Origin of the sequence: Pseudomonas sp. 3JA (genome assembly GCF_036961705.1) — a bacterium.
Classification (GTDB): Bacteria; Pseudomonadota; Gammaproteobacteria; order Pseudomonadales; family Pseudomonadaceae; genus Aquipseudomonas; species Aquipseudomonas fluorescens_Q.
The window spans coordinates 41,677-68,664 of record NZ_JBAMDJ010000029.1; the positions used below are offsets into that span (position 1 = coordinate 41,677).

Consider the following 26,988-nt stretch of genomic DNA (forward strand, 5'->3'; position numbering starts at 1 on the left):
CGCATTCCGCCCTGCCGGAGCTGCGAATTCGCGCAGGAAAGACATAACTAGTTGATTTGCATTGATTTTTTTTAAAATGGCACAGCTCTTGATAACCGTCAGGCCACCTCGGACAACTGCTGTCCCGGGCTTTTTAGTTATCCAGGAAGGAGAGCATCCATTGGCTACCCCAGCGTACATGTCCATCATAGGCACCAAACAAGGTCCGATCACTGAGAACGCGTTTACCGCCGACTCGGTAGGCAACATCTATCAGGAAGGTCATACAGACGAGGTCATGGTTCAGGGGTTCCAGCACCAGGTGGCCATCCCACGCGATCCTCAGTCTGGTCAGCCAACCGGTCCACGCACACACCACCCTCTGGTCATCACCAAAGTGTTCGACAAAGCCTCGCCATTGCTGCTCAAAGCCCTGTGCAGCGGCGAAAGCCTGAGCGAAGTTAAAATCAAGTGGTACCGCACTTCAGCCTCCGGAACCCAAGAGCATTACTACACCACTACGCTGGAGGACGCGATTATCGTCGAAATCAAGGACTACATGCTCAACTGCCAAGACCCGGCAAATTCACATTTCACTCACCTGCAAGATGTGCACTTCTCGTACCGCAAGATCACCTGGAATCACATAGCCTGCAGCACGATGGGCGTCGATGACTGGCGTGCACCTGCCGCCGGTTAAGTCCGCGCACTCGTCAATGCACCGGCCAGGTCTGCTGGCCGATGTGCATTGAAGTAAACAGGGATATTTTCCCTCAGAGGTGTTCGCCCAGTGCGACGGCCTCGGCAATCCATGCACTGGTAAAGAGCCTGACACTGGGCGAACGGCACAATATTAGTGGAACTTGCCGGATATTTCCGCGAGTCCATTTAAATAATTATTTATCCTTGATGCGCCACCTCAACCACGCCGGCCAGTTTTCTGCGCATCGGTCTCTCCTGCTTCCGCATCCCCCTGCTGCTGTTTGCGCTTGGCGGGATCGTTGGGGCGCAAGGCGTCGTTGTCGCGTTCCACTTCGCCAGGCATCGCCGGCTCGTCAGGGTTGTGCGGCGTTTGATCGGAACGGTGGTTCATGGCGAACTCCTTGGTTGTTCAAGCCTGGCAATCAGGCATCAGGGTCGGCGACTTCTTCAGCGACGTTGGCATCGGGGGAGCGCTGATGCAGTTGCTCAGCCTTGGTCTTCAGCGCCTGCCACTGCGCCAGGTCGATAGCTCCCTGGCCAAACAGATCATCGGCCACCCGCATCAGCTCGGTGAAATGAACGTCGGGTGATTGTTGCCAATAAGCCTTGTCGTCGAACAGCCGCTGCCAATCGGCCAGCGACGGGGGTTTGAGGTCATCGCTCATGACGGGCTCCTGCGAGGCATTCATAAGGTATGAGGGCTGAGATTCGTGGGGAGTTCCGGCGATTCTCAGTAGCCGGTCATTTCCAGGTAGCCGTTGCCGACGTGGCTACCGTTCAATCGCACCGGCCCTTCCCAATAAGGAATCTGCAAGTTCATCCAGGCGTTGGGGTTCAAGGGTTGGGTCGTCACGTCGAGCTGCCTGGCAGGGATCTTGATCGACCAGCGCACCGGCATCGACCGCCCGGCGACCTTGGCGCTTTCCAGTGGCGCCAGGCTGATCTCCCCGGCGCGCAGGGTTTGCGCTTGGCCCTGGGCGTCGATCCAGGTGCCCGTGAGATACGGCGCGCCGTCCTTGTGGCGCATGCGGTAGAGCATCAGGTGCTCGCCGTTATCCAAGTGCAGGGAAAACCAATCCCAGCCAGTCTGGTTTGCGCTCAGGGGCTGGCTGCTCCACTCGCGGTCGAGCCAGGCCGGGCCGCTGACCGCGTAACGCTGGCCATCGATTTCCAATTCACCGCTGGCCTGGAAGAACGGCTGGCTGTAGTAGTACGACGCCTGCCCCTGTTCGGATTTCTGGCTGAAACCTTGATCGCCCTGCAACACCAGCGGACGGCTCGACGTCAGCCGCAATGCATAGCTGAAGCGCGGGTCCCGGGCCTGCAATTGCATATCCGCCAGTGGGTCGACGCCCGTCGTTCGAGTGCCGAAGCGCCAGTCGTCGATCCAGGCCTCGAAGGGTGTCGTCCGTACCCCGGCCTGCCCCACCCCGCCTCGTGCATAACGCTCGGCGGCATGGTGCACGGTGGCGGATGTGACCGCCGCGTGGCCGAGCCAGATCGTCTGGTTGCGCCAGCCGCCGGCCTGGGGCGCGGCATTCAAGGCGCTGCGAAACAACGTCCATTGCACGCCGAACTCATGCCCCTGGGCATCCTTGAGATTGGCGGTGACGTACCACCACTCGATACGAAAACCTTCATGAGTCCCGTGGTCGGCGGGGAAACTGAACACCCGCCCAGGCACCACCGGAGTGAAGGCCACAGCCTGGTCGCCGAGGCCGGCAAAGCCCTTGTGCGCGGGCGCGGAGTCATCACAACCGCTGAGCAACGCCAGCAGCAACAACACGCCGACTCTAATCTTCATGGGCAAAGGTCCTCAGCAAATCCGCCGGCTGCGTGCGGTACAACGCATACAGCGGCCAGGCCGATGCCAGCAGCGTGGCGAGCATCGCCAGGGCCAGCAATTGCACCAATTGCAACGGGAACACCCGCAATGGCAGGCGCCAACCGAAAGCCTGCACGTTGATCACCGTGTCCAGGCACCAGGCCAGGGCGATGCCCAGCGGCAACGCCAGGACCAAGGTCAGCAGCGCCAGCAGCCAGGTCTGGCCGAGGTTGAGCAGCATCAACTGCCGACGTGTCACCCCCAGCGCCCACAGCGGTGCCAACTGAGCGAGGCGACTCTGGCTCTGGGTCAGCAGACTGATGAACAACGCCACCCCGGCCACCGCCAGGGTCAGGCTGTTGAGGGCAGCGGTGGCGGCGAAGGTGCGCTCGAACACCTGGGTCGACCAGCCCTTGAGCCGGGCCTGGTCGACGATGCGGCTGTCATCCAGGCTGAACCGGTCTTGCAACGCTGTCAGTAGCGCCGGGATCGCGGACGGTTCGATGCGCAGGTTGAAACGGTTCGGTGTCAGGTCCGGCCAGTGCGCCAGCAAGTGATCGACGTTGACCAGCACATGACCCTTGGGATTGCCGTAGTCGGCGTAGATGCCAACGATACGCAGTGCCCATGGCCCCTGGGGTGTCGGCAGGGTCAACTGATCGCCGGTACTCACCTTGAGACGCCGTGCCAGTTGTTCGCTGAGCATGAGGGTGTCGGCGGCGGCCAGTTGCTCCCACGGCTTGTCGCCGGCCGATTCCAGCAGCGGCCAATGCTGTCGATAGTGGGGGTGATCAATGATGCCGTGGATATCCGTCGGCCAGCCTTGCAACGGGACCGAGACTTGCCAGAGGGGAACGACGGCAGTGATCGCCGGTTGTTGCTTGAGCCAGGCGTGCAGTTCGTCCGCCTGGGCCGGGGTCTGCGGGTTGATATACAACTCGGCGGTCAACCGTTGTTCGAGCCAGTTGCTGAAGGTCTGGCGGAAGCCGGCGGTCATGCTGCCGGCGCCGATATTGGCCGCGAGCGCCAGCAACAATGCCATCAGCGCCAGGCTCAATGTCGGCAATTGCTGGCGGCAATCAGCAAGAAACCACTGCCCGAGCACCGAGCGGCTGCGCCTCGACAACCGCTTCAGCGCACTGTTGAGCAACACCGGCAAGGCCAGCGCCGCGCCCAGCAACAAGGCGGTCATCAGGACAAAACCACTGGCCAGGCTATCGCCCCAGATCAACGCCGAGGCGGCAATCAATGCCGCCACCGTCGCCACCCGACCCTGGCGTCGCAGCCATTGGGCATGGGCCTGATGCCAGGCCTGGGGGTTGGCCAGCGCCAGCAAGGGCAGGCGCGCCGCCCGCAAAAGACTGTCAGCCCCGGCCAGCAGCGCACCGAGCAGACTCAAGCCGACACCGCTGAACCACCACCACGGGCTGAGGTTCAAGTGCCCGGCCACTTCGGCGCCATACAAACCTCGCAGGCTCGCCGCGATATCGGGCAACAACAGGCTCGCCAGCCAATAGCCGCTGAGCACCCCGGCGATCCCGCCCAGCAAGGCCAACGCGCCCAGTTCGATGGTCAGGCTGGTGACCAGCACCCGCGCACTGACACCACAGGCGCGCAGGGTCCGCAACAGACTGCGGCGTTGCTCCAGGGCCAGGCCGATGGCCGCGTGAACGATGAACAGTCCCACCACGAAGGATAAAAACCCCAAGGCATCAAGGTTCAGGTGAAAACTTTCGGTCAGGCGCGACAGGTTGTTTTCTTCATCGGCGTGCTTGAGTTGCAGGCGACCGGTGAACGCTTCCGGTAATGCGGCACTGAACGTGGCGGGCAGCAACAGTCGCGACAGTTGCTCCGGCAACCCGAGTACCTGTTGGGCAAAACCGATGTCCATCAACAGCACGCCCGGCGCCATGTCCTCCTGGGCATGCAACGGCGGCAGGGTTTGCCCATCGACACTCCGGGGTCGGTCGCCCTCGGTCAGCCCCAGGGCTTGCAAGGTTTGCGGGGCGATCCAGGTGCGGCCGGGGTCGGTAAAGAACGCCACCACCTCAGTCATCTCCCGCGCCTGCCCCGCCAGCGCGGCACCGGGCGGCAGCGACACCGGGTCGATGCCCATCAGTTGCAGGCGCTGATCCTCGTGGTCCTTGAGCAGCACCCGAGCCTGCACCACTGGCGACACCGGCCAGCCCTGGCGCCGCAGCTCGACAAACCATTGCTGGGGGAACGTGCCACCACCGGGTGCACTGAGGCTGGCCTGGGGTTCGCCGCCGATCAATTGGCTGGCCCGAGCGTAGCTGTCCCGGGCCTGGCTGTTCAGCGCTTGCACGCCAGTGAGCAGGCTGGTTGCCAGCCACAGGCCGGTCAGCACGCTGAAGAATTGCACCGGGTGTTGGCACCAATGGCTGAGCAGGGCCTTGAGGGTCTGGCGAAAAATCATCACCCCTGGGTCACCTGCGCCAACTGCCCGCCGTGCAATACCACGCGCTGGGCCAGGCGAGCTGCCACCCGTGGACTGTGGGTCACCATCAGCAGGCTGGTGGGGCTGCCCTCCAGCAGTTCCAGTAGCAGTTGCAGGACTTCGTCGCTGGTGGCTTCGTCGAGGCTGCCGGTGGGTTCATCGGCCAGCAACAAGGGCGGTCGCGAAGCCAATGCCCGCCCCAGCGCTACCCGCTGTTGCTGGCCGCCGGACAGTTGCTCGGGATAACGCCGCAACAGCCCTGAAAGCCCGAGCCGCTGTACCAGATGGGCTTGCCACGCTGCGTCATGACGGCCGCACAGACGCGCCTGGAACGCCAGGTTGTCCTCCACCGACAAGCTGCTGATGAGGTTGAACTGCTGAAACACCAGGCCGATTTCCGTGCGTCGCCAATTCGCCAACTGGCTTTCACTCATGCCATCGAGCCGATACTCGCCACTGCGAATGCTGCCGCGATCGACCTTGTCCAGCCCAGCGACCAGGTGCAGCAGGGTGCTCTTGCCACTGCCCGACTCCCCCATCAGCGCCAGACTGCTGCCGGGCATCAGGGTCAGGTCGATGCCTTGCAGCACTGGCAATGGGCCCTGAGGCGTGGGATAGCTTTTGTGCACTTGGCGGACTTCAAGCATGGAAAGGCTCGGCGGGTGGACTTGAGGTTCAGGATAGCGGAGTTGAGGAACGGTCCTCACCCACGGGTTTTCTCATCGCTCGTCGGGGTGGGGTGTATATCCATTTCTGCGGTAACGGCCGCTTAGGGTTCCGCCCTGACGGCGGGTCACTTTCGAAAAAAGCGCGAAAGTAACCAAAGCGCCTCTGCCCCACCACTCGGCACCTCGCCTAGGCTCGGTGTGCCCTCACTCCGGCATTGCTCCGTGGGCCCGCCGCGAAGGGCCATCCATGGCCCAGCGCGGCTATCCCGGCATCCATGCCGGGATGCCCACTCCACAATGCCTGCGTTCGGCCAGCGTGGTTAACGGGGCGCCGAGATCAACATCCGCCACGAGGCGGCCTGATAGCCGACCTGGTTCTTGGTGGACCGCGTTTCTCCTGTGGGAGCGGGCTAGCTCGCGAAGGTGGTAGATCAGTTTGCAGTGATGTTGAGTGTGCCGGCGTCATCGCGAGCAAGCTCACTCCCATCAAGAACTCAGCTCCAGTCAACGCCCCACCGCCATCTCAACCTGGCCGGACTGCGGTGTCACGATGTCGCCCAAGTCGATGTGTTTCCAAGCCGGCTTGGCCCCCAACCGTGCATTAAAGCGATAGTTGAAAGTGAAATCATCATCGGTTGGTTGGCTCAGGGATTTCCCATAGGCCGATTCAACCCCGGCCGGGTCGTACCCCATCAACTGCAACAACGTCGGGAAGATGTTGTAGTGGCTCGAACGGTCCTTGTTCCGGGTCCAGGCATCACGCCAATCAAGGGTGTGCAATTGGCTGCCCTGGATCACTACCAACGGCACCAACCCCTCCTCCGCCACCGGGTCACCGCCGCAATGGGTGTTGAGCCCGGGGTTGCCACGCTCGTGCAGGTCCTGGCCGTGGTCGGAGGTGTAGATCAGCACGGCATGGCTCAAATCGGCCTGCTGGAAGATTCGCTTGAAGAACTCGCCGACGTTCCACAGCAAGGTGTTCTGGTAAGCATTGCGATACAGCAACCAGTCATCTTTCTGGCCATTGAAGCCATCGCGGCTAGCGGTGTCGGCCACCTCCTGGAACTGCCCTCGCGGCAAGGCCGGGCGGTAGCTCATGAAGTCGTCGGGGTATTTGTCGTGTACCGGGAAATGCGCCCCCACCTTGTTGATCACCACCAGTTCGGCCTGGTTGTCGCCCAGCAGTTCGATCAACTTCGCCGCAGCCGCCATGTCACGGTCGCGCACGCTGGCCTGGTCGAATTGGACGAATTCGTCGATGTCCTGTTTTTCCAGCTCGGTCATCAGGTTTTGCAGGTAGCCACCAGTGCGCTGGGCGTCGATGTAGACGGTACGCAAACCCGCCTTTTTGGCATATTGCCAGATCGACGGCCGGGTGCTGTTGATGCGTATGTAGTCGGCGCGCGTGCCGCCATAGCGCAGGGTGACGTTGGTGTCGGCGCTGCAATTGGCGATGGAGGCCGCATAACCGAAATTGAAGATGTCCACGCCCTCCGGCGGCGTCTTCAGCCCAGTGTGCACGCCGAACGGCGCGTTGATATCCAGGTAATTGCCGCCAATGCTTTCATCGATGATCAGCACGATATCCTGCTCGATCAAAGACGACCGTCGCATCAGGGTGACCGGCTCCCGGGGACCGATGGTGCTGTGCAAGGACTCGTAGGCAAACAGATTCAAATAGGCCAACGGCGTGTACATCACCGGCAGGCCGCGCGCGCCCTCGCCCGCCCGCACGAACAACACGCCACTGAGCAACAACATGCCCAGCACCGGCGCCGCTATAGGCAAATAACCGGGCAACCGCACCGACCGCCGAGGCTTGAGCGCGATGCCGAATAACAGCAGCAAGCCGCTGATCACCGCGCTGATAATCACGTCGCGGTACTGATAAGCCGCCTCCTGGATAAATCCCCCCGAGTACACCAGCGAAACGAACTGGCTATAGGTCAGGTAACTGTCCGTGACCCGGGTGTACACCTCGAAAAACACCGCTGAAACAAACATCGCCAAGGCAAACACATGTCTCACCAGGGTCTGGCGTATGTAGGCACTCATCCACAGCGCCAGCACCAGCACCGTGAACATGGCGCCGAACAGCAACGTGGCGAACCCCAGGCCCAACGCGCTGAGACGGTCGAGGTAATAGTCGTATCCCTTGAGCAGGTACAGAACCAGCAGCAGTTCCTTGAGGTAACGGGCCATGTTTTCCTCGACCAGATCGCCGTATCCAAAGCACTTCGTTCCTGCACGTTAGCAGCCGATTTTCAAAGCGCAAGAAATGCTTCATCCGAACCACGCGTCAAAAAAAAGTTACCCCAAAAATGACACGAAAACGCGCCACAAAATGTAAAAATCTATGGATTACTACCGTTTATCGCTTTGTCAAATCCCCGCAAAGCCCAATAAAACAGCCACTTTACTAAGACAGTCAAGGACTTGATATCAAAAGGCCCGATTTCACTTGAATTGCCAACACTGACAACTGTCATTTTGCTGACACGCTTTTCCGAAGCTGCGCTATACCCCTCTAAACAGTTTCATCCGAGTTACATCATTCGGTTTGCGAGGCGCGCCAAAAATGGACGTGAGCGTATTTGGTACGGGGTATGTCGGGCTGATCCAGGCCGCCGCCATGGCCGACGTCGGACACCGCGTTTTGTGCATCGATATCGACCCGAACAAAATCCGGCAACTGCAACAGGCCGTACCGACCATCAGCGAGCCGGGGCTGTCCAGCTTGCTCGAAGACAACATCAAGGAAGGACGCTTGTCGTTCAGCTCCCAGGCCAGCGACGCAGTCAATCATGGCGAGCTGATTTTCATCGCCGTCGGCACCCCCGCCGATGAAGACGGCTCGGCAGACCTGAGCCATGTGCTGGCCGTCGCCCGGCAAATCGCCGACTTCATGGACAGCGACCGCACCCTGGTCATCAAGTCCACGGTGCCGGTGGGCACGGCCGACAAAGTGGCCGAATGCGCTCGCCAGGCGCTGGCGCGGCGGGGCCTGAAACAGTTGAACGTACGCGTGGTGTCCAATCCCGAGTTCCTCAAGGAAGGCAGTGCGCTGGCCGATTGCATGCGCCCCGACCGGATCATCATCGGCACCGCCGACCCGCTGGCCCGCGACCAGATGACGGAGCTCTACGCGCCCTTTTGCCGCAACCACGAAAAACTGATGTTCATGGACAACCGCAGCGCCGAACTGACCAAGTACGCCGCCAATGCCATGCTCGCCACCCGCATCAGCTTCATGAACGAACTGGCCAACCTCACTGAACGGCTGGGCGCCGACATCGAAGCCGTGCGCAAAGGCATCGGCTCGGACCCACGCATCGGTTACCACTTCATCTACCCCGGCTGCGGTTTTGGCGGCTCATGCTTTCCCAAAGACCTGCGGGCCTTGCTACACACCGCCGAACAAAACGGCATGCCACTGCGCTTGTTGCGCAGCGTCACCGACGTCAACGACAGCCAGCGGCACATCCTTTTCGAGAAACTGGCGACGCAATTCCAGGAGGGCCTGGCCGGCAAATCGATTGCCATCTGGGGCCTGGCATTCAAGCCCAACACCGATGACATGCGCGAAGCCCCCAGCCGCTACCTGATGGAAGCGCTGTGGCGCGAAGGCGCCCGCGTCCACGCCTATGACCCGGAAGCCATGTCCGAATGTCGGCGCCTCTACGGCTATCGCAAGGACCTGAACCTCTGCGCCACCCGCGACGACACCCTGGAAGACGCCGACGCCCTGGTGATCTGCACCGAGTGGAAGAATTTTCGCGTGGTGGACTTCGACCTGCTGGCCAGCAAGTTGCGCGCCCGGGTGATCATCGATGGCCGCAACCTGTACAACCCCGAACACCTGGCCGCCGCTGGACTGCTGTATCGCGGTATCGGGCTGCGGCACACCGTGCCGGGCACCCCGCTACCCGGGCCGCAAGCATGAACATCCTGGTCACCGGCGCGGCCGGTTTCATCGGCGCCCACGTCGTGCTGCGACTGCTGCGCGACGGCCATCGGGTGTGCGGGCTGGACAATTTCAACGACTACTACGACCCGCAGCTCAAGCACGACCGCGTGACCTGGGTGAACGAGCAGGCCGGCGAATTTCCCCTGGCGCGGATCGATCTGGTCGACGCGCCGGCCATCGATGAACTGTTCCAGGCCCGGCGTCCGGACGTAGTGATTCACCTTGCCGCCCAAGCGGGCGTGCGCTACTCGCTGGAAAAACCACAGGCCTATGTCGACAGCAACATCACCGGGTTCCTGAATATTCTGGAAAACTGCCGCCGCTATCCGGTCAAGCACCTGATCTACGCCTCCTCAAGCTCGGTATACGGCGCCAATTCGCGCACGCCTTATTCGGTGCAGGACAACGTCGACCATCCGCTGTCGCTGTACGCGGCCAGCAAAAAAGCCAACGAACTGATGGCCCACAGCTACAGCCACCTGTTCGGCATTCCCTGCACCGGCCTGCGCTTCTTCACGGTGTACGGCCCTTGGGGCCGGCCAGACATGTCGCCGATCCAGTTTGCCCGCGCCATCGTCGAAGACCGTGTGCTGCAACTGTTCAATCACGGCGAGCACCAACGCGATTTCACCTACATCGACGACATCGTCGAAAGCATCGCCCGCCTGCTCGACCGTGCGCCCCAGGTCACGCCCCTGTTGGATCACGAACAACCGGACCCGGCCACCAGCCGTGCGCCCTGGCGGATCTACAACATCGGCGGGCAGCACCCGGTGGCGCTGCGCACCTATGTCGCACTGCTGGAAAAGCACCTGGGACAAACCGCCCGCATCGAACTGCTCCCCCTGCAAGCAGGAGATGTGCTCAACACCTGCGCCGATGCCAGCGACCTGGCACAGGCCACCGGTTTCAAGCCGTGTATCGAACTGGACGACGGCCTGGGCCGCTTCATCCGGTGGTTCCTCGATTACTACGTACAGCCTGCCCACGCACCGCTCGCAACTGAACGCTTGCGGCCCAACCTCAGCGGAGGAATCCATGACCCGACATGAGCAAGTCATCGAGATCAACGCCCCTGGACGCGACAAGCGTGTCGATCCCGACCACCGCAGGCGCCTGGACGCGGCCATCCACCGCCAGGGTCGAGGTTGGTTGACCGGTCGCGACGGCGGCCGGCCCTGGACGGTCTCGCGCACCAATCGCATAGTGGCCTGCCTCGGCGCACTGGCGATCCTGCTGCTGTTTTGCCCGCTGCTGCTGGGCCTGGCGCTGCTGGTCAAGTTCTCCAGCCCCGGTCCCGTGCTGTTCGTGCAAAAGCGCACCGGGTATCGCGGCCGAGTCTTCGGCATGTACAAGTTCCGCACCATGGTGGCCGACGCCGAAGCCCTCAAGGAGTCGCTGCGCCACCTCAACAAACACGGTGCCGATGCCATCGATTTCAAGATCGACAACGACCCGCGCATCACGCCCATCGGTCGGTTCCTGCGACGCAGCAGCCTCGACGAACTACCGAACCTGATCAATGTAGTGACCGGCGACATGCGCCTGGTGGGCCCCCGGCCGACCTCGTTCAACGCCTATCGCTACAAGGACAACCATCTTGTGCGCCTGAGCATCTACCCCGGCATGACCGGCCTTTGGCAGATCTCCGGGCGCAGCAATATCGACTTCGACCAGCGTGTGGAATTGGACCTCAGCTATATCGCTGAACAAAGCCTGTGGCTGGATTTGAAGATCCTGATGATTACCCCCTTCAAAGTGTTCAGCGGCCACGGAGCGAGTTAAATGGACGGTTCAACGAATATCCTGACCATAGCCAGCCCGAGCGAGACCAACCTGACCTCGACCGTGCTCGACCCTTCCCTGCGGATCCTGCTCTTGACGTCCGCCAACACAGGCACCGGAACCAGCACCAGCGCGATGGCGCTGGCCGCTCAACTGGCGCAGATGAGCAACGGTCGCGTACTGCTGGTGGATGCCAGCCAGTCACCGCGCAACCTCAGCCAGCAACTGTCGTTGCACAAGGAGCGCGGTTTTACCGATCTGTTGTTCAACAGCCTCGCCCCGCCCTTGCTGCAGGACTGCGTGGTGCAGGCGTCCAGCCTGCCCTTCGACGTGTTGCCCCACGGGCGCCTGGGCCGCAATGCCGAACGCTTGAGCCCCGAACGACTGCGCCCACTGTTCAGGCAACTGGCGGCGCAATACCGCTTTGTGGTGATCGACGCCGACGCGGTGTATTCGGCCAGCGACACACTGGTGCTCAGCACCCAGGTCGACGGCGTGGTGCTGGTGGTGCGCGGTGAAGACACCCGCTGGGAAGTGGCCCAGGCCGCCCGCCAGCGTTTGTCCCAGGCCGGGGCGAAAGTGGTTGGCAGCGTGTTCAATCGCCGCAAGTACTACATGCCCAAGTGGCTCTACAACAACCTGTAAGCCTGCAAAAGGATGACGAGATGAACGCCAGAATGCTTGTCCTGCTGTTGCTGCCGCTTGCCGGTTGCTCCAGCAATACCGATACCCGCTCGATGCCGGTGCAGATCCTCACAGCCGCGCCGGCCAACGCCCAGGCCACCGACATGCCCAAGGTCGAACAGACCCTGCGGCCCCAGGACGTACTGGATGTGATTTTCCACATCAGCACCACCGGCCCCCAGGCCTACCGCGTGCAGCCAGGTGACCAGGTGGCCCTGAATTTCACCGCCGCCAGCCAGCTCAACGGCACGCAACAGGTAATGCCCGACGGCAGTATCGAACTGCCGGGGGCCAACACCTCGGTGAAAGTCGCCGGCCTGACCACCGATGAAGCGCGCCTGGCGGTGCAGCGTGCCTACGACCAGAAGATGCTGTTCCAGCCCAACCGCAATCAGTTGACGGTGATGGTGACCAGCCCGCTGAGCAGCGAGACGAACCTGCGCAACACCCTGACCCACCCGGCCACGGGCATGAGCCGGGAGATCATCGTAGGCCGGGATGGGTATGCCAGCTTCCCGGAAATCGGCGCGGTGCCGTTGCAGGGCATGACCGTGACCCAACTGGAGACGTTCCTCAACGAGCGCTATGCCCAACTGCCCGGCCGCATGACCGTCGACGTGCTGCTCAAGTCCACCGCCGGCAACGAAATCTATGTCCTCGGTGAGGTGGCACAGCCCGGTTCCTACCCGATCCGCCGGCCGATCTCGGTCCTCGAGGCCCTGACCTTGGCCCGTGGCACCAACGTCAAGGCCCGGCTCGACTCGGTGGTGATCATGCGGCGCAACGGCAATCAGGTTGAAGCCCGTCATTACGACGTGGAGAAGGCCCTGAGCGGGGACGCCTCGCAGATCGCCTACCTGCAACCGGAAGACATGCTTTTCGTGCCCAAGACCGGCCTGGCCAAAGCCGGTGAAATGGCCCGGCAACTGGCCGACGTGGTGCTGTTCCAGGGCGTTGGCGTCAGCCTCGGCTACCGCCTCGACAACAAAAGCAGCGACAGCAACTGACCCAGGTGACCGATCATGAACCCCAAGGAAAACTATCTGCACGAGTTCTTCAGGATCTTCTTCGCCAACAAGCAGTGGGTGAAGCGTATCTTCCTGATTTTCGCCGTGATCGCCCTGGTGCTGCCGTTGATGCTCAAGCAGAGCTTCGATATCACTGCCCAGGTGATCGTCCAGTCGAAAAAACTCTCCCAGGGCGACGCCACCACGTCGCTGAACCAGGAAAACGCGACCTTCATCCCGCCGTCCCTGGCGGACATGGAAACCGAAAGCAATATCCTGCGCTCGCCAGCGTTGATCCGGCAGACCATCAGCACCCTGCGCGACCAGGGCGAATACACGCCCAGCCCGGGCATCCTCAACAAATGGGTGAGCGAGCCGCTCAAGCGCTACATCACCCAGCCACTGCGCGAGTACGTCATCAACCCCCTGCGCGATGGTCTGGGGCTTGAAGTCGATCCGGTGCGCGATACCGTGCTCGATACGCTGACCGACGAGGCCATCGAAAACCTGAAGATCGAGACCCTGCCCGGCTCCAACGTCATCTCCATCGTCTACAGTTTCGGCGACCCGGCCCAGGGCACCCGGTTCGTGGCGCAACTGCTGCAGAACTACCTCAGCAGCCGCCAGGACCTGCAATCGATCGAACTGCCGCAGACGTTCTATGAGCAGAAGAAAGCCCAGTACCAGACCCGTCTCGACGGCCTGGAAGGCAACCGGCTGGGGCTGCTTGAAAACATCGGATCGTCCGATCCCAAGGAAGAAGTCACCTTCCGCCTGAACGCCATCAATACCGAAGAGCAGGCCCTGAACCTGTACCAGGATCGCCTGCTGCAAAGCCAACGCTGGCTCGATTACCTCAAGACCAGTCTCGCGGCGGCGAACAGTTCGCGGTTCAACGACTACACCTTCCCGTTCACCTTCACTACCACCGTGGACAACATTGCCTTCGAAGACCGGGAAATCAGACAGCTGGGCGAGCAACTGACCAGCCAGGTCAGCCGCTACATGAATGACCTGGCGATCTTCCAGCCCAGCAGCGAACCGATGCTGCTGGCCCGGGAACAGATCGTCCGCACGCGCCAGCAGTTCCTGAAGGTGGTGAACAACCGCATTCAGGAACGCACCACCGATCTGGCGGTGGTCAGTTCGGTGATCAATCAGAAGATCGAACGCATCGCCGCCTTCAAGCAGCGCATCCATCAATTGCAGGAAACCCAGAGCAAGCTGCGGCAGATGGACACCGAGATCAACGCCTTGCATGCGGCCTTCTCCACCTACGCCCAGCGCTTCGCCGAAGCCAGCACCGCGCGTTCGCTGGACAACGACCTGTCCAACGCCCGGGTCCTGAGCCCGCCGTTCGAACCAACCGCTGCGGCCTTTCCCAAGCCGATGCTGATCATTGTCTTTGGCATGTTCAGCGGCCTGCTGCTGGCGATCGCCCTGGTCTATGTGCGTGAGTTCTTCGACCATCGCTTCAAGCACCCAGCGCAAATCACCCAGCAACTGGATGTGCCGGTGCTGTTGGTCATCAACGAGCAGTCCCCCGACAAGGTCAACCCGCACCGCAACTGGAGCCTGCCCAGCCTTGTCCATTGGGTGCGAAATTGAACGCGCCGTTCGGCCCGACCCGCCACAGCAGTCCCCTGTCGATCATTCATCTGCTCGACAGCGGCGGCTTCTATGGGGCCGAGCGGATGCTGCTCGATCATTGCCTGGCGACGCCTGGGCAGCACCAGGTGCTGTTCCTGGCGGCGCCACCCACCTTGATCACGCGTTTTCGCCAGGCCGGGGTCGATTGCCGTCATTGCGCCAGTTGGGCCGAGTTGTTGCAGCACTTGCGCCAGCGCCGGGACGAGCGGCCGCTGATCAACACCCACAACTTCAAGGGGCTGTTGTTCGGCTGGTCCGCCGCCACGCTGCTGGGCCTGCCGCTGGTGATTACCCAGCATGGCTTCACCCCACGGAGCCCCAAGCAGCGCTTCTATACCTGGCTGAGCCTGCAACTGTGCCGCACCGCCTCGGTCAAGCGGGTCGTCTGCGTGGCCGAGAGCATCGCCACGCTGCATCGCCGAGCCAGCGTGCAGGCGGAAAAACTCGACGTCATTCCCAACGGCCTGCCAGCGGCCAGCACGCCGCTGGCCCATCGCGCCGACAAGCAACGCTGGCGGGTCGGCTACGTCGGCCGCTTGAGCAGCGAGAAAGGTCCTGACCTGTTTCTCGACGCCATGATTCCGCTGTGCCAGAAGCATGCATCGCTGCACGCGGTGATGCTCGGCGACGGCCCTGAGCGCCAGGCGCTGCTCAAGCGCATCACTGACGCCGGACTGCCCACGCGTATCGAATTGCCGGGCTACCAGACCGACATGAACGCCTGGTGGAGTCGCCTCGACGCCCTGGTGATCAGTTCGCGCACCGAAGGCACCCCGATGATTCTGCTCGAAGCCATGCAGGCCGGCGTGCCGGTGGTGGCGTTCGGCGTCGGCGGCATTCCCGACGTATTGCAGGACCGTCATAACGGCCTGCTCGCGGCACCGGCCAACAGCGCGGAACTGGCAGCGCAGATCGAAACACTGTTCAGCGAACCGCCCCTGGCGCGGATCCTGGCCGATAACGCACGCCGTACCCAACGGGACCGCTACGACCTGCGCACGCTGGCCGAATGCTGGTCGCAGCTTTACATCCGCACGGCACGGGAGGCTCGCTCATGATTGTCCCGCTCTCGATCGTCAGCCTGCTGGGCCTTGTGTGCCTGGCGTTGCTGGCCAGCCCTTATCCATTCCTGGCACCGGGCGCGGTGCTCGGCCTGGTCGGGGTCGCCATGCTGTACCGCAAGCCCGGCTGGGGTTTGCTGGGCATTGCCGCGCTGGTGCCATTCGAAGGCCTGTTCAAGGACAGCGCGTTTTCCGGCAGCAAGTTCTTTGGCCTGGCGCTGATCCTGATCTTGATGCTGCAACTGGCCCTGCACCAGATTCCCGCGACACGCTTGCGCAGCAATATCTGGAAGCCGCTGATCGGCTTCATGGTGCTCTATGGCCTGAGTCTGTTGCTCTCGGAAAACATGGACCTGTCCCTGACCCACCTGCGAGAGCTGACGGTGGGGCTGATTCTCTTCGTGATCACCCTGCTGATCGGTCGCGAACTGAACCTGGACCTGTTCGCCCGCCTGATGACGGTGAGCGTCTCCACCACGTGCGTGCTCGCCATGTTCTCGGCCCAATATCAGGATCAGGGCCGCGCTTCCGGCCTGCTGGAAGACCCCAACGTCTTTGCCCTGTTGATTGCGTTCACCGTACCGCTGGCCTTGTGGCTGGTGCTGCGCAGTCCGAACCTGTTGCACCGATTGTTCTGGAGCGCAGGGTTCATCCTGTTGCTCGGCGGCATGACCAAGACCGAGTCGCGCTCCGGACTGGTGGTGCTGTTGCTCAGTCTGGTGATCGGTTTGTACCACTATCGTGCGCAGCTGCCGCGCATCCGTCCGCGGCACCTGGGCTTCGCCATGCTTGGGCTGGCACTGTTGATTCCCCTGGCGGTCGCGGTGATGCCCGCCGGCTACGTGGCACGTATCCAGTCGTTGAGCATCCTCAGCGCCGGCGTCAACGCCCACAAGGACGAGTCCCTGGGCCGCCGCGCCTCGTACATCCTGGTCGGCAGCCAGATGATCCGCGAGAACCCGATACTCGGGTCAGGACCCGGAACCTTTCCCCTGCACTACGCGCCCACCGGCTATGCCAAGGCGTTCTCGGCCAACCGCAAGCTGGGGGACCTGTATCGCCGGGCCCATAACACCTACCTGGAAATTTTCAGCGAAATCGGCGTGCCGGGCGGGCTGATGTTCGTCGGCATGCTCGGCCTTGGCCTGTACAACCTGCTGCATGCCCGACGCCTCTGGCTGCAACGCCGGGACTGGGCGCAAGCCGACCTGCTGACGCACCTGGGCATGAGTTTCCTCTCGCTGGCGTTGTTCCTGATGTTTCTCAGTGCGCCGAACCACAAGTTGCTGTGGATCATGCTCGCCCTCACCAGCGTGTTGCGCTACGACGCCGAACGGGCCGCGCCACTGGAGGCTCGCCCATGAGCCGGGTCAGCATTGTGATCCCGATGTACAACGAGGCGCGTCACATCGGCCGCACGCTGTTGGCTGCGCAGGAAGCCGCGCGCCAGGCGCAGCTGGAGTGCGAATTGATCGTGGTGGACAACGGTTCCGACGACGCTGGCCCGCGCATCGCCAATGAGTTGGGCGCGCGGGTGCTGATCGTACCCGGCGTGCACATCGGCGCCCTGCGCAACCGCGGCGCCGCCGTCGCCAGTGGCGACTGGCTGGCGTTCATCGACGCCGACATCGAAATGCCGGCCGACTGGCTCAAGCTGTTGCTGGAGCTCGAAGGCCACCAGGGCGATGTGCTGGGCCTGGATCTGGACACGCCCCGGCAGGCACCGTGGTTCGCCGAAGCCTGGCAGCGCCGCAGCCAACGCCCGGCATCACGTCTCCTGCATCGGGTGCAGTGGCTGCCCAGCGCCAACCTGTTGATGCGCCGCCGTTGGTTCGAACGGGTCGGCGGCTTCGACGAGAGCCTGCGCACTGGCGAAGACAAGGATTTCTCCTGGCGCCTGCGCCAGGCCGGAGCGCAGCTGTTGCTGGTCAATGAAAGCGTGGCCTTGCATTGGGGCTACGAAGGCAGTTGGCGCGAGTGGATGAGCAAGGAGCTGTGGCGCCAGGGCAGTCATTTGCAGCTGCTGCGCAGCCATGGTCCGAGCCTGCGCCTGCTGCGCTTCCCGGCGCTGTCCATTGGCGCCTGGGGCTTGGATTTGCTGACGTTGGTGGCGCTGCTGCAGGGGCAACTGCGTCTGGCGCTGATGCTGTTGCTGATCACCTCGCTGCCGGCCTTGTTCCTCAGCCTGCGCCAGAGTCGGCGCGACCTGCGCCTGACGCTTCAACTGTGGGCCTTGCATGGGGTGCGCCTGCACCTGACCGGTGCCGCACTGCTGCTCAATCTGTGTCATTGGAATGCCAGGAGACCTGCCCGTGGCTGAATTCATTTACTGGTCGTGCCTGTTGCTGCCGGTGTACGCCTACCTCGGTTATCCCTTGATGTTGAGCCTGCTGGCGCCGCTGTTTCCGGTGCGGCGCTACGGCAAGGCGCTTCCGATGGACGTGAGCATCGTCATTGCCGCCCACAACGAGGCGCGGCACATCGAGGACAAGTTGCGCACCTTGCTGGCCCAGGATTATCGGGCCCATTCATTGCGAATCATCCTCGCCAGCGACGGCTCCACCGACGACACGGTGGCCTGCGCACGCAAGGTGATCGACCCGCGCATCACCGTGCTCGACCTGCCGCGCCAAGGCAAGGCTGCCGCCCTCAATACCGGTGTCGCCCACAGCCACGGCGAGATCCTGGTGTTCACCGACGCCGATAACCAATGGGCCAACGACACCCTCAGCCATCTGCTGGCGCCCTTGGGCGATCCGGAAGTCGGCGCCTGCGCCGGGCACATGGAAATCCCGGTGCCGGGCAAGGGCCTGAGCCTGGGCGACAGCCTGTATCGCCATTACGAAGGCTGGTTGCGTCGGGTGGAGAATCGCACCGGTTGCATGGTCTCGGCCGACGGCGCGTTGCTGGCTTTGCGTCGGGTGCTGTTCCAACCGATACCGGCCCAGGTCAACGATGACTTTTTCCTCAGCACCTGCGCGCCAGCTGCCGGCAAATCCATCGTCTATGCCCCCAAGGCCCGGGTGACCGACCAGGGCGTGGACGAAGCCGACAAGCAATTTCGCCGACGCCAGCGGGTCACCGTTGGCGGGTTGCAGAGCCTGGCTCAGCGCCGGGAACTGCTCAACCCACTGCGCCATGGGCTCTACGCCATCGGCTTGATCAGCCACAAGTTGATCCGCCGCCTGGCGCCGGTGTTGCTGCTGCCGCTCTTGCTGAGCAATGCCTGGCTGTGGAACGACCATCCGTTCTATCGCCTGAGCCTGGTGGCGCAACTGCTCGGTTACGCCATGGCGCTGATCGGATTGATGGACGCGCGCCACCGCCTGCCCCGGCCCTTTCGCCTGGCCGCATTCGTGCTGGTGACGCTGGCGGGCATGAGCATCGGGCTCTGGCAGTTCCTGCGGGGCCAGCGCTACAGCCAGTGGAACCCCGAACAGAACCGCTGAGGAGGACGGCCCATGTCAATCAAACAAGTCTTCAAGCGCACCGGCGGCTGGCTGTACCTGAACACGTCCCTGGGCCGCCACCCCCTGCGTGGCGCCGGCGTGATCCTGATGCTCCATCGTGTACTGAACAACGACCGCGCCGCCGAACTGCCCCACCGCAACGAACTGTGCGTGGGGCCCGAAGCGTTTGAACATTTGCTGATCTGGCTGCTACGGCATTTCGAGTGCGTGCCGCTGATGACCTTGTTGCTGGCCGATCCCGAAACCGTTCCGAACCGTCCGCGAGTGGCCCTGACCTTCGACGACGGTTGGCGCGACAACGCCATGAATGCCTTTCCGTTGCTGCGCCAATACCAAGTGCCGGCGAGTATTTTCCTCTCCACCGATTTCATCGGCAGTCGCCAGCACTTCTGGTGGGAAAGCATCGGCGAAACCCTCTGGGGCAGCCATGGCCAGGTGGCACGGCGCTCATTGATCGAGCACTTGCAGCACGTCGGTCGACCGTTGCCGGTGCTGCTCGATGACATCGACGACGAGCGCCGCAGCCTGGCGCTGCTGCATTACCTGCAAAGCCTCAAGAGTCTCGATACCCACACGCTGAGCGACCTCACCGACGCCTGCCCCCAGGGTTCCCAGCCCCAGGCCCTGGACTGGCCCCAGGTGCGCATGCTCGAAGATTCCGGGCTGATCCGCTTCGGTCCCCATGGCGCCAGCCACGCGATCCTGACCGGGCTGGATGACCAGCGCCTGCACGAAGAACTGACGCGCAGCTGGATCGCCCTGGAAAACGGCTGTGCCCATCCGTTGCCGGTGTATTGCTACCCCAACGGCGATCACGATGCCCGGGTGCGCCAACAGGTGGCGGCCCATGGGTTTGCCTTCGCCCTCGGCACCGAGGCGGGGCTGTATCGCAACGACGGTGACCCGCTGAACCTGCCGCGCTTCGGCGTCAGTCAGCGCAATGCCCATCATCCCGAATTACTGGCCTGGCGGATTCGCCGAGGGACACGCCCATGAGCCGCGCTCACTATCTCAAGCACCTGGCACTGAGCATGGGCACGAGCCTGGCGATGATCGGCCTGCGGCTGCTGCGCAACGTATTGCTGGCGCGGATCCTGGGACCCAGCGAGCGCGGTCTGTTTGCGCTGTTCAGCACCCTGCCGGACCTGATCAGTGCAGCCACCAGTGGCGGCCTCAATTCCGCCGTCGGTTACCAGGCCGCGCAGCATCGCTCGATGGGCTTGTTGCTCAGCCAGGTGCTGGTCTTCGGTTGCCTGCTGGCGGGGGTGTTGACGCTGTTGGTGGTGGCGCTGGTACGTGAATTCGGTGCTGAGCTGGACATCACCACGCAACTGGGATTGCTGGCCTGGCTGCTGTTGCTGGCGGTGCCGCTGACAGTACTCAAGAGTGGCCTGTTGACGCTGCACAACGCCTCCGGCGGCGTCGGCGCTTTCAACGCCTTGCGGCTGATGGAATCCCTGGCGCCGCTGCTGCTGTTTATCGCGCTGTTCTGGATGTGGAAAGACACCGCCCTGGAAGCGGCGCTGACCAGCTGGCTGGCGGGCCTGAGCCTGGTGGTACTGACTGGTTGGGTTTGGTTGCGCCGCGATCACACATTCACGCTGCACTGGGATCGCGCCGGCCAGAATGAGCTGTTGCGCTACGGTGCCCGCAGCCATCCAGACCTGCTATTCCAGCAAGTGATGCTGCGCTCGGATTATCTGTTCATCGGCGCCCTGCTGGGCAGCACGGCGCTGGGACACTACGCCATGGCCAGCGCGGCGGCCGAACTGCTGCTGATCGTGCCGGAGGCGGTTACAACACCGCTGATGAAACGCCTGCTGCAGCAGGACAGCGACATGAAGCGCCTGACCCCGCTGGCCTTGCGCCTGACCGCGACGGTGATGCTTGGCGCCTGCCTGACCATGGCTCTGATCGGCGAGTGGCTGATCGTCACCTTGTTCGGCATCGCCTATCGACCGGCCTACCCGGCCTTGCTGGCGTTGCTGCCGGGGCTGTTCGGACTGTGCTATGCGAGCATCCTGCGCCTGGACCTGCTGGGTAAGGACCGTCCCGGCATCGTTTCACTCCTGATGGGAGCCGGTGCGTTGTTGAGCCTGGCTCTGAACCTGATCCTGATCCCGCGCTACGGCATCGTCGGCGCCGCAGCGGCTTCCTCTATCGCCTACCTGGGCGTCACCCTGGGGCTACTGGCAATGTATTGCCGCCTCAGCGGCGTGGCGCTGTGGCAGACGCTGATCATCTTGCCCAGCGATTTGCTGCCGATGCGTCAGATGCTGTTGGGGAAATCGGCATGAGCATGGTTGCCAGCCAAACCGCCATCGCGAGCCTGCTCGCGATGGGGCCGGTGCGACGCTGGTGGAAGGCGGCTGCGGGCCTGTGCCTTTGGAGCCTGACTTTTTTGGCCCAGGGCGCGGTGATGCAATGGAGCGGTATCCGCGACGGCAGCCTGTACCTGCAGACCGACCGCCCGGATTATGTGACCGTGCGCTGGGTACCCGCCTGGCAAGCCGAGGCCAATAGCGAACACTTGTATCTGCTCAACGGCCAGGGGCGATTGGTGGGTGAACGCCTGGTCGAGGCCGATCAGGTGCGGGGCGAGCAGCAGTGGCCCTTGTTACCAGGCGGTGCCAGCTATCGCCTGGAGATTCCCGGCTACAGTTTTCGTCGCTACACGGTTGAACATGACGCGCGCACTCGCGCCCTATTCGCCCCGGCAAAGGTGCATTTCAGCGCTGAAACCCACGACGGTGATGAGCTGTATTTCAAAGTGGCAGCCGGCGAACAGGCTGTGCTGGCGGGTAAGTTCCACGCCGGCGTGCGGGCGTTGCAAGCCCGGCGCGTTGCCGACGGCAAGCAGTTGCAACTCAATCTCAAGCCATACCGGGCCTATTGGCAATTCGATCAGGTGGCCCTACCGGTGGCGGACGTCGATCAAATCTGGCGCCTGCATCTGCAAGGCAACGGCAAGGCGGCGTTCTGGCTGGACGGCACCGCCAACCTGTTCGCCCAGGAGCCGTCGCAACTGCAGCCGCTGCGCCAGGATCCAGGGCAAACCCACCTGACGCTGCACGACGAGGCGCTCGGCACGACCCCCAAGCTGGGCCTATACCTGCCCTACGTGTTACTGCCGCCATCCAGCTACGCCGTGCTCGATGCGCTAAAACCCCAGGCGGCCACGAGCTACAGCTTCGTCGATATCACGGCGACCCGGGCCAATTACGAAGATGCTTTCCGACGCTTGCACCAGGACCGCTTCGACATCAGCCAAGACGTCACCCTGCTGGCCGGCAGCCAACGTCAGGCCGATCTGCGCGCCGACCGGACCAGCAACAACGGCCTGCAAGCCTGGCTCGCGTCGACCCGAGCCTTGGGCGGCAAAGGCCTCCATTACCTCAGTTTTGCCGATGAGCCGAACCTCAATTACCCAGACTTCGCCAGTTACCAGCAAGTGTTCCAGAGCATGGCTGCCCAAGTCCGCGCCGATCCAGCCAACGCTCGCGCAGGTGTGCGCATCGCCATACCGGCCAGCTCGCGGTTCATCAACGGCCCTCTGGCCGAAAACGCGGCTGACAAACGCGGAATCGACTGGGCACGGCGTCTGCTGGCGACATCCGATGATCAGATCGACGCCCTGGCCTGGCACGAATGGATGATCCGCGACCTGCTGGCAACGCGGGTCTATCGCAATAGCGTTCGTCAGGCTGCCCATCTGGTGGGATTGAATAGCCAGGGCCGCCCGCGCAAGGCTTTGCTGTTGGATCAGACCAACATGTCCAGCGGCTCGAGCCTGAGTCCTTACGACCAGGAAACCCATTACGCCGCCCTTTGGTGGACATCGGTGGCGATCAATGCCTCTGCGGATGGTTGGCTCGACATACTCAACTGGTTCATGCTCGTCGACGAGCCTGAATACCCCAAAGGCATGGTACGGATGCTGGACAACCAGCGCTTCGAACTCAAGCCCGTGGGCCTGGCCCAGCAGTTCATCCAACAACACTGGCTCGATCAGGTGCTGCGCCTGGACAACGACGCGTTTGAAGTCGATGCGCTGGCCATGGCCACCGGGGAGCAACGCAGTCTGCTGGGCGTGAACAAAAGCACGCGAGCCCATCAGGTCAGCCTCGACGGCACGGTTTGCCCGCAGCCGGGAATGACCCTGATGTATTTCGGCGCGGACAACCGCAGCCGCAGCGTTCCGTTTGATTGCAAGGCCGGCCAGGTCGGGTTTCTCCTGCCGGGGGAAACCGTGTTCGCCCTCCGTTGGACCGCTCCGCTTTCCCCCCAACCCGCCACCCGTCAGGAGGCACCATGAACGCTCTGCAAATATTGCGTGATCGCATTCATAAAAAAGGTCTGCGCGCCGTTCTAAGACAGCTATGCAGACGCTACATGTTCTTTCATTCCCGACTGGTGTGGCTGGAGCATGATGTGCGAACCCCGCTCCCCCCGCACAACCTCAAGCCGTACCCCGCGATGCGCCTGGAATTCATCACGGTCAGCAATGCCGATGCTTTTGCCCGGCACTTTGGCGACCGCGTCGAAACCATGCGCGAGTTGGCGGCCGAAGGTTACACCGGCTTGATGTACCTGGATGACCAGGGCGACACCGTGGGCTTTGCCTGGGCCAGTACACGGGACTATTTCGACCGCCATTTCTACCGCTGCAACTTTCCGATCAAGCCTGGCGAGTACTTTCAATTCGGTGGCGAGGCGATTCGTAAATACTGGGGTTCCAGTATCTCGGCGGACATGCAGTTGGAGATGTGGAAAGTCATGGCGGACCACGGTTGCAACACCATGGTCGATGTCTGCGATTTGCAAAACATCCAGGCGATCAAGATGCATATCCGCATGGGTTTCCAGGAACGCGGCAAGATCACCCACGTGTATTGCCTATTCGGTCGCTGGCGGTTCTTCCACGACACGTATTACCGCGGATCGGTGCTGGGCGCCTTTCGTAAACCGGCCCAGCCGGTTGCATCGACTGCGGCGGCGTGATGCCCAGGGCGATCCGGTTCCAGTGGTATGGTTCCCTGCTGCCTCAGCGGCGGGGTAACCCCCCTTTCGTCCATCCCCCGTCAGGAGGCACCATGAACATCTTGCAGAAATTGCTTGATCGCATTCAGAAAAAAGGTTTACGCGCCGTCCTGAAACAGCTGTGTAAACACTACGTGTATTTCCACGAGCAACTGGTGTGGATGGAACGCGATCTGGTCAGTCCGATACGGCCTAACAACCTCAGGCCCTATGCAGCGTTGCGCCGGGAATCCATTACCACCCGCAACGCCGATGCCTTCGCCACTTACTTTGGCGACCGTGTCGAGACCATGCGCGAACTGGCCGCCGACGGCCACACCGGGCTGATGTACCTGGACGACAAGGGTGACACCGTCGCGTTCATTTGGGGTACTGCACGGGATTATTTCGACCGCCATTACTTTCGCTGCTGGTTCCCGGTCAAATCGGGTGAGTTCTTCGAGTTTGGCGCTGAGCTGTACCGCGCTTACTGGGGAACCCGGCTATCGGTGGATTTCCAATTGGAACTGTGGAAAGCGATGGCCGGCCAAGGCTGCAACAGAGTGGTCGACGTCTGCGAGCTATGGAACATTCCAGCCGTCAAGATGCACCTGCGAATGGACTTTCAGGAACGTGGCCAGATCACCCATATATATCGCTTGTTCGGGCGCTGGCGTTTTTTCCGTGACTCGTTCTACACCGGCTCGATCCTGGACTCTTTTCGTAAACCGGCCAAGCCGGTTCCATCCACTGCGGCGGGCTGACATCCATGACCATCCGGTTCCAATGGTGTCGCTCCCTGGGCGCGGAGGACTTTCCTGTATCAGCTTATGAACAGCTGCGAACCCAGGTGGTCGACGCAACACCGTTCAACACCCTGGCCTGGCTGCAAGCGGCGGAATTTGCCCTGTTGCCTGATCAGCAATTGCATGTGTTGCTGGGCTGGCAGGACCAGGATTTGTCGCTATGCCTGCCCCTGGTTTCAGGACGTGAGCGTATCGGCGGACTGCGGTTCCGGGTGTTGCATCACTTGGGTTACCCCTTGGCCGACCGCATCGCCCTGCTGGCGCGCCTGGACGCCGAAGGCATGGGCCAAGCGCTGATGCAGATCCGTCAGCAGGTGCCCCACGCGATGCTGCAACTCAATGAAGTGGTGGAGCCGGTCGGCGAGCAAAGCGTCCTTAGCACCTGGATGGCAATGAGTTCCACCGGAGAACGGCGGCTCAGTTGCCGGGTTCCGGTGCACCTGATCAGCGAAAGCGACCATCAGGAAATCTCTGGCGATCCACGCTACAAGCTGCGTCGGGCGCGCAAGCGGATCGCCGCTTGCGGTGCCGAAACCCGCCGAGTGACCCCGGACGCCATCAGCATGGGACAGCTGTTGCGGGCACTTGCCAATGTCGAGGCCGCCAGTTGGAAAGGCGAGGAAGGCGTCGGCATCTTCTCCGACCCCAGGCGTCGGCAATGGATGAACCACGCCTTCACCGCCCTCGCCGCCCAGGGCCTGGTGCGGGTGGTGCTGCTGGAACTGAACGGCGAATGCATCAGCTATCGCCTCGGCCTGCTGGACCAAGGCCGATTGTACGACTACAACCTGGCGTTCCTGCCGCAGCACGCCGACCTGGGCAGCGGTCGGGTATTGCTCGAAGAGTGGATTCACTGGGGACTGGACGAAAACTGGCGATGGATCGATGCATCACGGGTCAGTCTCGATAATTCCAGCCATCAATTGCACGAACGCATGACCGGACAACTGGAGCACTGGCGTTGGAGTTTTTATTCCTGGCAACCCGATGGCCTGATCCTCGGGCTCGCCTTACGGCTCTGGAAAAGTCTTAAACCCTGGCTTCGCAAACACCCTCCTCAAAAAAACGCGACAACAGATGCACCCTCTATCCCCAAGGAACAGGAGATCTCTCATGCCCCGCCAAGTGATCATCAACGCTGACGACTTCGGGTTGTGCTTCAGCGAAAACGCGACAATCGTTAGAGCCTTCGAAGCAGGACTGATCAGTTCCGCCACCCTCATGGCCAATACGCTGGGCTTCGAACAAGCGTGCGTCCTGGCCCGACAGCCCCGGCTCAAGGGACGCATCGGCCTGCATATCAATCTCAGCCATGGGCAGCCCTTGAGCCAGGCCATACAATCACGCCCGGCGTTTTGCGATGTGGACGGCCAGTTCAACTTCAGCCTGTCCCGCTATTGCCTGCACCTGGGCTCAAAGGACCGCGCCGCCATACAGGACGAACTCCAGGCGCAATGGCAACGCTGCCTGGACCACGGATTGCGCCCAAGCCACCTCGATTCCCATCAACACGTACATAACATCTGGCCCATCGGAGCATTGGTGGCGCGCTTCGCTGCTCGACAAGATGTGCCCATTCGCCTGGCGCGCAACCTCGGATCAAACCTGAATCTCCCCAAGCGCATCTTCAAGACCTTGCTCAACCGCCGCCTGCGTCGTTTATGCGGCTCGACGGCCGACTATGTCTGCACGCCAGCCGACTTGCAGCACGCCGCGGCACCGGACCATGGTTTGCTGGAAGTGATTGTTCATCCAGTGCAATTGGATGGTGATTTCGGCGACACCTACCTGGCTCCTGGCTGCTCGTTGACCCAGGTGCTGCATCAGCGACTGGCGGGGGTGCCGAAGGTGGGGTATGGCAACACTGAGCGGACGTTTGAGCTAGTTGAGCTTGAGGATGCGTGATG

Annotated in this window: 24 protein-coding genes; 18 read left to right on the top strand and 6 right to left on the bottom strand. The window is 62.2% G+C overall.

Going from position 1 to position 26,988, the window contains the following annotated elements; translation table 11 throughout:
• The first annotated feature begins 160 nt into the window (after positions 1-160).
• A complete protein-coding gene (locus tag V7773_RS21150) occupies positions 161-679 on the top strand; it encodes an Hcp family type VI secretion system effector (RefSeq protein WP_336074953.1) in 519 nt (172 codons plus the stop codon).
• 219 nt (positions 680-898) lie between these two features.
• Here the strand turns inward: V7773_RS21150 and V7773_RS21155 are convergent, their stop codons facing one another.
• The 6 genes from V7773_RS21155 to V7773_RS21180 all read right to left on the bottom strand — a co-directional run bounded on the left by V7773_RS21155 (position 899) and on the right by V7773_RS21180 (position 7,834).
• The gene (locus V7773_RS21155) at positions 899-1,072 is read right to left on the bottom strand and encodes a hypothetical protein (RefSeq protein WP_170862016.1); all 174 of its coding nucleotides are present in this window, start codon (positions 1,070-1,072) and stop codon (positions 899-901) included.
• Positions 1,073-1,103: 31 nt separating this feature from the next.
• Positions 1,104-1,346, bottom strand: coding sequence for a hypothetical protein (locus V7773_RS21160; protein WP_072339792.1), 243 nt, complete (start codon positions 1,344-1,346; stop codon positions 1,104-1,106).
• A gap of 65 nt (positions 1,347-1,411) precedes the next feature.
• A complete protein-coding gene (locus tag V7773_RS21165; protein ID WP_336074957.1) occupies positions 1,412-2,485 on the bottom strand; it encodes a lipocalin-like domain-containing protein in 1,074 nt (357 codons plus the stop codon).
• Positions 2,475-4,943 (bottom strand): ABC transporter permease, encoded by a 2,469-nt coding sequence (locus V7773_RS21170; protein WP_336075014.1) that lies wholly within the window; start codon positions 4,941-4,943, stop codon positions 2,475-2,477. Before V7773_RS21170 ends, V7773_RS21165 begins: the two co-directional genes overlap by 11 nt.
• Entirely contained in the window at positions 4,943-5,611 is a 669-nt protein-coding gene (locus tag V7773_RS21175; protein WP_092144340.1) for an ABC transporter ATP-binding protein, read from the bottom strand. Before V7773_RS21175 ends, V7773_RS21170 begins: the two co-directional genes overlap by 1 nt.
• 525 nt (positions 5,612-6,136) lie before the next feature.
• Positions 6,137-7,834: a sulfatase-like hydrolase/transferase gene (locus V7773_RS21180; protein ID WP_336074962.1), complete on the bottom strand. Its 1,698-nt coding sequence runs from the start codon at positions 7,832-7,834 to the stop codon at positions 6,137-6,139.
• Positions 7,835-8,210: 376 nt separating this feature from the next.
• On the opposite strand from V7773_RS21180, the gene V7773_RS21185 reads away from it, so the two are divergent.
• The 17 genes from V7773_RS21185 (at position 8,211) to V7773_RS21265 (ending at position 26,986) form a co-directional block, all read left to right on the top strand.
• Positions 8,211-9,575 (top strand): UDP-glucose dehydrogenase family protein, encoded by a 1,365-nt coding sequence (locus V7773_RS21185; protein WP_336074965.1) that lies wholly within the window; start codon positions 8,211-8,213, stop codon positions 9,573-9,575.
• Positions 9,572-10,651 (top strand): NAD-dependent epimerase, encoded by a 1,080-nt coding sequence (locus V7773_RS21190; protein ID WP_336074967.1) that lies wholly within the window; start codon positions 9,572-9,574, stop codon positions 10,649-10,651. The genes V7773_RS21185 and V7773_RS21190 overlap by 4 nt, the downstream gene beginning before the upstream one ends.
• Positions 10,638-11,384 carry a sugar transferase gene (locus V7773_RS21195; protein ID WP_336074968.1) on the top strand — a complete coding sequence of 249 codons (747 nt, stop codon included), beginning with the start codon at positions 10,638-10,640 and terminating at the stop codon, positions 11,382-11,384. The genes V7773_RS21190 and V7773_RS21195 overlap by 14 nt, the downstream gene beginning before the upstream one ends.
• Positions 11,385-12,029, top strand: a complete 645-nt coding sequence (locus tag V7773_RS21200; protein WP_063320360.1) for a CpsD/CapB family tyrosine-protein kinase — start codon at positions 11,385-11,387, stop codon at positions 12,027-12,029.
• Between the two features lie 20 nt (positions 12,030-12,049).
• Positions 12,050-13,075 carry a polysaccharide biosynthesis/export family protein gene (locus V7773_RS21205; protein ID WP_336074971.1) on the top strand — a complete coding sequence of 342 codons (1,026 nt, stop codon included), beginning with the start codon at positions 12,050-12,052 and terminating at the stop codon, positions 13,073-13,075.
• A gap of 15 nt (positions 13,076-13,090) precedes the next feature.
• Positions 13,091-14,683 (top strand): GumC family protein, encoded by a 1,593-nt coding sequence (locus V7773_RS21210; RefSeq protein WP_336074974.1) that lies wholly within the window; start codon positions 13,091-13,093, stop codon positions 14,681-14,683.
• The gene (locus tag V7773_RS21215) at positions 14,680-15,783 is read left to right on the top strand and encodes a glycosyltransferase family 4 protein (protein WP_092222616.1); all 1,104 of its coding nucleotides are present in this window, start codon (positions 14,680-14,682) and stop codon (positions 15,781-15,783) included. Before V7773_RS21210 ends, V7773_RS21215 begins: the two co-directional genes overlap by 4 nt.
• On the top strand, positions 15,780-17,150 hold the full coding sequence (locus V7773_RS21220; RefSeq protein ID WP_336074975.1) for an O-antigen ligase family protein: 1,371 nt from the start codon (positions 15,780-15,782) through the stop codon (positions 17,148-17,150). The genes V7773_RS21215 and V7773_RS21220 overlap by 4 nt, the downstream gene beginning before the upstream one ends.
• Complete coding sequence (locus V7773_RS21225; protein ID WP_092222611.1) at positions 17,147-18,106, top strand: glycosyltransferase; 960 nt, start codon at positions 17,147-17,149, stop codon at positions 18,104-18,106. Before V7773_RS21220 ends, V7773_RS21225 begins: the two co-directional genes overlap by 4 nt.
• On the top strand, positions 18,099-19,235 hold the full coding sequence (locus V7773_RS21230; protein ID WP_336074978.1) for a glycosyltransferase family 2 protein: 1,137 nt from the start codon (positions 18,099-18,101) through the stop codon (positions 19,233-19,235). Before V7773_RS21225 ends, V7773_RS21230 begins: the two co-directional genes overlap by 8 nt.
• 12 nt (positions 19,236-19,247) lie before the next feature.
• Positions 19,248-20,252, top strand: coding sequence for a polysaccharide deacetylase family protein (locus V7773_RS21235; RefSeq protein WP_336074980.1), 1,005 nt, complete (start codon positions 19,248-19,250; stop codon positions 20,250-20,252).
• The gene (locus V7773_RS21240) at positions 20,249-21,553 is read left to right on the top strand and encodes a lipopolysaccharide biosynthesis protein (RefSeq protein ID WP_336074981.1); all 1,305 of its coding nucleotides are present in this window, start codon (positions 20,249-20,251) and stop codon (positions 21,551-21,553) included. The genes V7773_RS21235 and V7773_RS21240 overlap by 4 nt, the downstream gene beginning before the upstream one ends.
• 122 nt (positions 21,554-21,675) lie before the next feature.
• On the top strand, positions 21,676-23,571 hold the full coding sequence (locus V7773_RS21245; protein ID WP_336075015.1) for a hypothetical protein: 1,896 nt from the start codon (positions 21,676-21,678) through the stop codon (positions 23,569-23,571).
• Positions 23,568-24,257, top strand: a complete 690-nt coding sequence (locus V7773_RS21250; protein ID WP_336074982.1) for an N-acetyltransferase — start codon at positions 23,568-23,570, stop codon at positions 24,255-24,257. The genes V7773_RS21245 and V7773_RS21250 overlap by 4 nt, the downstream gene beginning before the upstream one ends.
• A gap of 92 nt (positions 24,258-24,349) precedes the next feature.
• Positions 24,350-25,039 carry an N-acetyltransferase gene (locus V7773_RS21255; RefSeq protein WP_336074984.1) on the top strand — a complete coding sequence of 230 codons (690 nt, stop codon included), beginning with the start codon at positions 24,350-24,352 and terminating at the stop codon, positions 25,037-25,039.
• 5 nt (positions 25,040-25,044) lie between these two features.
• On the top strand, positions 25,045-26,223 hold the full coding sequence (locus tag V7773_RS21260) for a GNAT family N-acetyltransferase (RefSeq protein ID WP_336074985.1): 1,179 nt from the start codon (positions 25,045-25,047) through the stop codon (positions 26,221-26,223).
• The gene (locus V7773_RS21265; protein ID WP_336074988.1) at positions 26,195-26,986 is read left to right on the top strand and encodes a carbohydrate deacetylase; all 792 of its coding nucleotides are present in this window, start codon (positions 26,195-26,197) and stop codon (positions 26,984-26,986) included. The genes V7773_RS21260 and V7773_RS21265 overlap by 29 nt, the downstream gene beginning before the upstream one ends.
• Positions 26,987-26,988: the final 2 nt, after the last annotated feature.

Coding starts and splice junctions, on each gene's coding strand:
- V7773_RS21155 (WP_170862016.1), bottom strand. CDS start 1,072: ATGAACCACCGTTCCGATCAAACGCCGCACAACCCTGACGAGCCGGCG.
- V7773_RS21160 (WP_072339792.1), bottom strand. CDS start 1,346: ATGAGCGATGACCTCAAACCCCCGTCGCTGGCCGATTGGCAGCGGCTG.
- V7773_RS21165 (WP_336074957.1), bottom strand. CDS start 2,485: ATGAAGATTAGAGTCGGCGTGTTGTTGCTGCTGGCGTTGCTCAGCGGT.
- V7773_RS21170 (WP_336075014.1), bottom strand. CDS start 4,943: ATGATTTTTCGCCAGACCCTCAAGGCCCTGCTCAGCCATTGGTGCCAA.
- V7773_RS21175 (WP_092144340.1), bottom strand. CDS start 5,611: ATGCTTGAAGTCCGCCAAGTGCACAAAAGCTATCCCACGCCTCAGGGC.
- V7773_RS21180 (WP_336074962.1), bottom strand. CDS start 7,834: ATGGCCCGTTACCTCAAGGAACTGCTGCTGGTTCTGTACCTGCTCAAG.
- V7773_RS21185 (WP_336074965.1), top strand. CDS start 8,211: ATGGACGTGAGCGTATTTGGTACGGGGTATGTCGGGCTGATCCAGGCC.
- V7773_RS21190 (WP_336074967.1), top strand. CDS start 9,572: ATGAACATCCTGGTCACCGGCGCGGCCGGTTTCATCGGCGCCCACGTC.
- V7773_RS21195 (WP_336074968.1), top strand. CDS start 10,638: ATGACCCGACATGAGCAAGTCATCGAGATCAACGCCCCTGGACGCGAC.
- V7773_RS21200 (WP_063320360.1), top strand. CDS start 11,385: ATGGACGGTTCAACGAATATCCTGACCATAGCCAGCCCGAGCGAGACC.
- V7773_RS21205 (WP_336074971.1), top strand. CDS start 12,050: ATGAACGCCAGAATGCTTGTCCTGCTGTTGCTGCCGCTTGCCGGTTGC.
- V7773_RS21210 (WP_336074974.1), top strand. CDS start 13,091: ATGAACCCCAAGGAAAACTATCTGCACGAGTTCTTCAGGATCTTCTTC.
- V7773_RS21220 (WP_336074975.1), top strand. CDS start 15,780: ATGATTGTCCCGCTCTCGATCGTCAGCCTGCTGGGCCTTGTGTGCCTG.
- V7773_RS21225 (WP_092222611.1), top strand. CDS start 17,147: ATGAGCCGGGTCAGCATTGTGATCCCGATGTACAACGAGGCGCGTCAC.
- V7773_RS21235 (WP_336074980.1), top strand. CDS start 19,248: ATGTCAATCAAACAAGTCTTCAAGCGCACCGGCGGCTGGCTGTACCTG.
- V7773_RS21240 (WP_336074981.1), top strand. CDS start 20,249: ATGAGCCGCGCTCACTATCTCAAGCACCTGGCACTGAGCATGGGCACG.
- V7773_RS21245 (WP_336075015.1), top strand. CDS start 21,676: ATGCAATGGAGCGGTATCCGCGACGGCAGCCTGTACCTGCAGACCGAC.
- V7773_RS21250 (WP_336074982.1), top strand. CDS start 23,568: ATGAACGCTCTGCAAATATTGCGTGATCGCATTCATAAAAAAGGTCTG.
- V7773_RS21255 (WP_336074984.1), top strand. CDS start 24,350: ATGAACATCTTGCAGAAATTGCTTGATCGCATTCAGAAAAAAGGTTTA.
- V7773_RS21260 (WP_336074985.1), top strand. CDS start 25,045: ATGACCATCCGGTTCCAATGGTGTCGCTCCCTGGGCGCGGAGGACTTT.
- V7773_RS21265 (WP_336074988.1), top strand. CDS start 26,195: ATGCCCCGCCAAGTGATCATCAACGCTGACGACTTCGGGTTGTGCTTC.